Raw genomic sequence first — 3,557 nt, forward strand, 5'->3', positions numbered from 1 at the left:
GAGCGACGGGACGCGGCGGGACCTGCCCACCTCCGGCGTACTGCGTCACGGCACCTCCCGACACCTCTCAGCGGGGACACTACACGGCGGCCCGGCGGCGGGCACAGTCCGCCGCCGGGCCACCGCCCGTACCCTCAGCGGGTGGTGAGCCGCTCGGCCAGCGCGCGCAGCGCCAGCTCGTAGGAGCCGAGCCCGAAGCCGGCGATGGTGCCGGAGGCCACCGCGGCGATCACCGAGGTGTGCCGGAAGGTCTCCCGGGCGTACGGGTTGGAGATGTGCACCTCGATCAGCGGCGCGGTGCGCTGGGCCGCGGCGTCCCGCATCGCGTACGAGTAGTGGGTGAACGCGCCGGGGTTGATCACCACCGGCACCTGCCCGTCGGCCGCCTCGTGCAGCCACTCCACCATCTGCTGCTCGGAGTTGGTCTCGTGCACCTCGACCTCGAAGCCGAACTCCTTGCCCAGCGCGGTGCACCGCTCGACCAGTCCGGCGTACGAGGTGGCGCCGTAGACGTCCGGCTCCCGGCTGCCCAGCCGGCCCAGGTTGGGGCCGTTGAGCACCATCACCCTGGTCACGCCGAGACCTCCGCGTACGCGGCGACCAGCAGCGACGGGTCGGGGCCCTCCAGCACCGAGGTCTTGCCCAGGCCGTCCAGCACGATGAAGCGGATCAGGTCGCCGCGCGACTTCTTGTCGATCTTCATCGCGTCCAGCAGCTTCGGCCAGGCGTCCGCCCGGTAGCTCAGCGGCAGGCCGACCGAGGCCAGCACGGTGCGGTGCCGGTCGGCCGTCTCGTCGTCCAACCGCCCGGCCAGGCGGCCGAGTTCGGCGGCGAAGACCATGCCGATGGAGATCGCGGCGCCGTGCCGCCACTTGTACCGCTCGTTGCGCTCGATGGCGTGACCGAGGGTGTGGCCGTAGTTGAGGATCTCGCGGCGGCCGGACTCCTTGAGGTCCCCGGAGACCACGTCGGCCTTGACCTGGATGGCCCGGCGGATCAGCTCGACGGTGTGCGGCCCGGCCGGCGTCCTCGCGCCCTCCGGGTCGGCCTCGATCAGGTCGAGGATGGCCGGGTCGGCGATGAAGCCGCACTTGATGACCTCGGCCAGGCCGGAGACGTAGTCGTGCTTGGGCACGGTCTCCAGGGTGCCGAGGTCGGCCAGCACGCCCACCGGCGGGTGGAAGGCGCCGACCATGTTCTTGCCCTCGGCGATGTTGATGCCGGTCTTGCCGCCGACGGCCGCGTCGACCATGCCGAGCAGCGTGGTGGGCATGGAGATCCAGCGCACCCCGCGCAGCCAGGTGGCGGCGACGAAGCCGGCCAGGTCCGTGGTGGCGCCGCCGCCGAGGCCGACGACGACGTCGCTGCGGGTGAAGCCGGTCTGCCCGAGCACCGACCAGCAGTACGCGGCGACCTCGACGCTCTTGGCTTCCTCGGCGTTGGGCACCTGCAGCGCGATGGCCTCGTAGCCCTCGCCGACCAGGTCGTCGCGGATCGCGTCGGCGGTGGCGGCCAGCGCCTCCGGGTGGATGATCGCGACCCGCTTGGCCCGGGCACCGATCAGCGGCGCCAGCTCACCGAGCAGCTGGTGCCCGATCAGCACGTCGTACGGGTCGTGGCCGGCGCTGCCGCCGACGTGGATCCTGACGGTGGTGTCAGTCATGGGGGGTCTTCAGCTCCAGTGCTTCCAGTACGGCGTCCGCGACCTGCTCCGGGCTGCGCCCGGCGGTGTCGACCACGGCGGTGGCCACCTCCAGGTAGAGGGGGCGGCGGGCCTCCATCAGCTCGCGCCAGCGGGCCCGCGGATTGACGGCCAGCAGCGGGCGCGGGGCGTCCAGGCCGACCCGCTTGACGGCGTCGGCGAGCGGGACCTCCAGGAGGACCACCGGCAGCTCGTGCAGCAGCGCGCGGGTGGCCTCGGCCAGCACCGCGCCGCCGCCGAGCGCCAGGACCCCGTCGTGCCCCTCGGCCGCCGCGCGCACGGCCGCCGCCTCCAGCGCGCGGAAGTGCGGCTCGCCCTCGTCGACGAAGATGTCCGGGATCGGCTTGCCGACGGTCGCCTCGATGTCGGCGTCGGTGTCCCGGAAGCCCACGCCCAGGCGCTCGGCCAGGACCCGCCCGACGGTGGACTTGCCACTGCCGGGCGGGCCGACCAGCACCACAACGGGACTGGTCATCGGATGATCAGGTTGTCGAGGTAGCTCTGCACGTTGCGGCGGGTCTCGGAGACGTTGTCGCCGCCGAACTTCTCGTTCACCGCGTCCGCCAGCACCAGCGCGACCATCGCCTCGGCGACGATGCCCGCGGCCGGCACCGCGCAGACGTCCGAGCGCTGGTGGTGCGCCTTGGCCGGCTCACCGGTGCGCACGTCCAGGGTCTGGAGCGCCCGCGGCACGGTGGCGATCGGCTTCATCGCGGCGCGCACCCGCAGCACCTCACCGGTGGACAGGCCGCCCTCGGTGCCGCCGGAGCGGCCGGAGGTGCGCTTGACGCCCTCGGCGGTCGGGACGATCTCGTCGTGCGCCTTGGAGCCCGGCACCCGGGCCAGCTCGAAGCCGTCGCCGACCTCGACGCCCTTGATCGCCTGGATGCCCATCAGCGCGGCGGCCAGCCGCGCGTCCAGCCGGCGGTCCCAGTGCACGTGCGAGCCGAGGCCCACCGGCACGCCGTACGCCAGCACCTCGACCACGCCGCCCAGGGTGTCGCCGTCCTTGTGGGCCTGGTCGATCTCGGCGACCATCGCCTTCGAGGCGTCGGCGTCCAGGCAGCGCACCGGGTCGGCGTCCAGTCGCGCCTCGTCCGAGGGCAGCGGCATCACACCGGCCGGCGCCTTGGCGGCGGCCAGCTCGACCACGTGGCTGACGATCTCGATGCCGGCCACCTCGCGGAGGTACGCGCGGGCGACGGCGCCCAGCGCGACCCGGGCGGCCGTCTCCCGGGCGCTGGCGCGCTCCAGGATCGGCCGGGCCTCGTCGATCGAGTACTTCTGCATGCCGGCCAGGTCGGCGTGGCCGGGCCGGGGGCGGGTGAGCGCCTCGTTGCGGGCCAGGCCCGCCAGCACCTCGGGGTCGACCGGGTCGGCCGACATGACCTGCTCCCACTTCGGCCACTCGGTGTTGCCGACCATGACCGCGACCGGGCTGCCCATGGTCAGACCGTGCCGGACGCCGCCGAGGAAGGTCACCTCGTCCTGCTCGAACTTCATCCGCGCCCCGCGGCCGTAACCGAGCCGGCGGCGCGCCAGCGCGTCGGCCACCACATCGGTGGTGACCGGTACACCGGCGGGCAGGCCTTCCAGCGTCGCGACGAGTGCGGGGCCGTGCGACTCCCCCGCCGTCAGCCAGCGCAACGTACCCAACGGAGCTCCTTCATCAGCGGACCGGACCTCGGCACCGCCGGGGCCCGCCCCGGGCGTGCCTTGTGCCTGAATCCTTTCATGCCCCAGCAGCACCTGGGGGCACAGTCCGCGTGCCGGACGGCAACCGGCCACCATCCGGCCGGGAACCACCCGGGGAACCGGCCGGAGGGCGGGCCCGGCCCCCGGCCCGAGGCCCGGG

Annotated in this window: 4 protein-coding genes; all 4 read right to left on the reverse strand. The window is 73.8% G+C overall.

Going from position 1 to position 3,557, the window contains the following annotated elements; translation table 11 throughout:
- Positions 1 to 134 precede the first annotated feature (134 nt).
- From aroQ to aroC, 4 genes are read right to left on the reverse strand one after another with little or no spacing between them, the layout of a single operon-like run.
- Positions 135 to 563 carry a type II 3-dehydroquinate dehydratase gene (gene aroQ / locus ACIQOV_RS32875; protein ID WP_049653999.1) on the reverse strand — a complete coding sequence of 143 codons (429 nt, stop codon included), beginning with the start codon at positions 561 to 563 and terminating at the stop codon, positions 135 to 137.
- 8 nt (positions 564 to 571) lie between these two features.
- Positions 572 to 1,663, reverse strand: a complete 1,092-nt coding sequence (gene aroB / locus ACIQOV_RS32880; RefSeq protein ID WP_359897446.1) for a 3-dehydroquinate synthase — start codon at positions 1,661 to 1,663, stop codon at positions 572 to 574.
- The gene (locus ACIQOV_RS32885) at positions 1,656 to 2,177 is read right to left on the reverse strand and encodes a shikimate kinase (RefSeq protein WP_380351178.1); all 522 of its coding nucleotides are present in this window, start codon (positions 2,175 to 2,177) and stop codon (positions 1,656 to 1,658) included. Before ACIQOV_RS32885 ends, aroB begins: the two co-directional genes overlap by 8 nt.
- A complete protein-coding gene (aroC, locus tag ACIQOV_RS32890; protein WP_401054381.1) occupies positions 2,174 to 3,358 on the reverse strand; it encodes a chorismate synthase in 1,185 nt (394 codons plus the stop codon). The genes ACIQOV_RS32885 and aroC overlap by 4 nt, the downstream gene beginning before the upstream one ends.
- Between the last annotated feature and the right edge of the window lie 199 nt (positions 3,359 to 3,557).

Origin of the sequence: Kitasatospora sp. NPDC091257 (assembly GCF_044757675.1) — a bacterium.
Taxonomy (GTDB): domain Bacteria; phylum Actinomycetota; class Actinomycetes; order Streptomycetales; family Streptomycetaceae; genus Kitasatospora; species Kitasatospora lactacystinica.

Coding starts and splice junctions, on each gene's coding strand:
- ACIQOV_RS32885 (WP_380351178.1), bottom strand. CDS start 2,177: ATGACCAGTCCCGTTGTGGTGCTGGTCGGCCCGCCCGGCAGTGGCAAG.
- aroB (WP_359897446.1), bottom strand. CDS start 1,663: ATGACTGACACCACCGTCAGGATCCACGTCGGCGGCAGCGCCGGCCAC.
- aroQ (WP_049653999.1), bottom strand. CDS start 563: ATGGTGCTCAACGGCCCCAACCTGGGCCGGCTGGGCAGCCGGGAGCCG.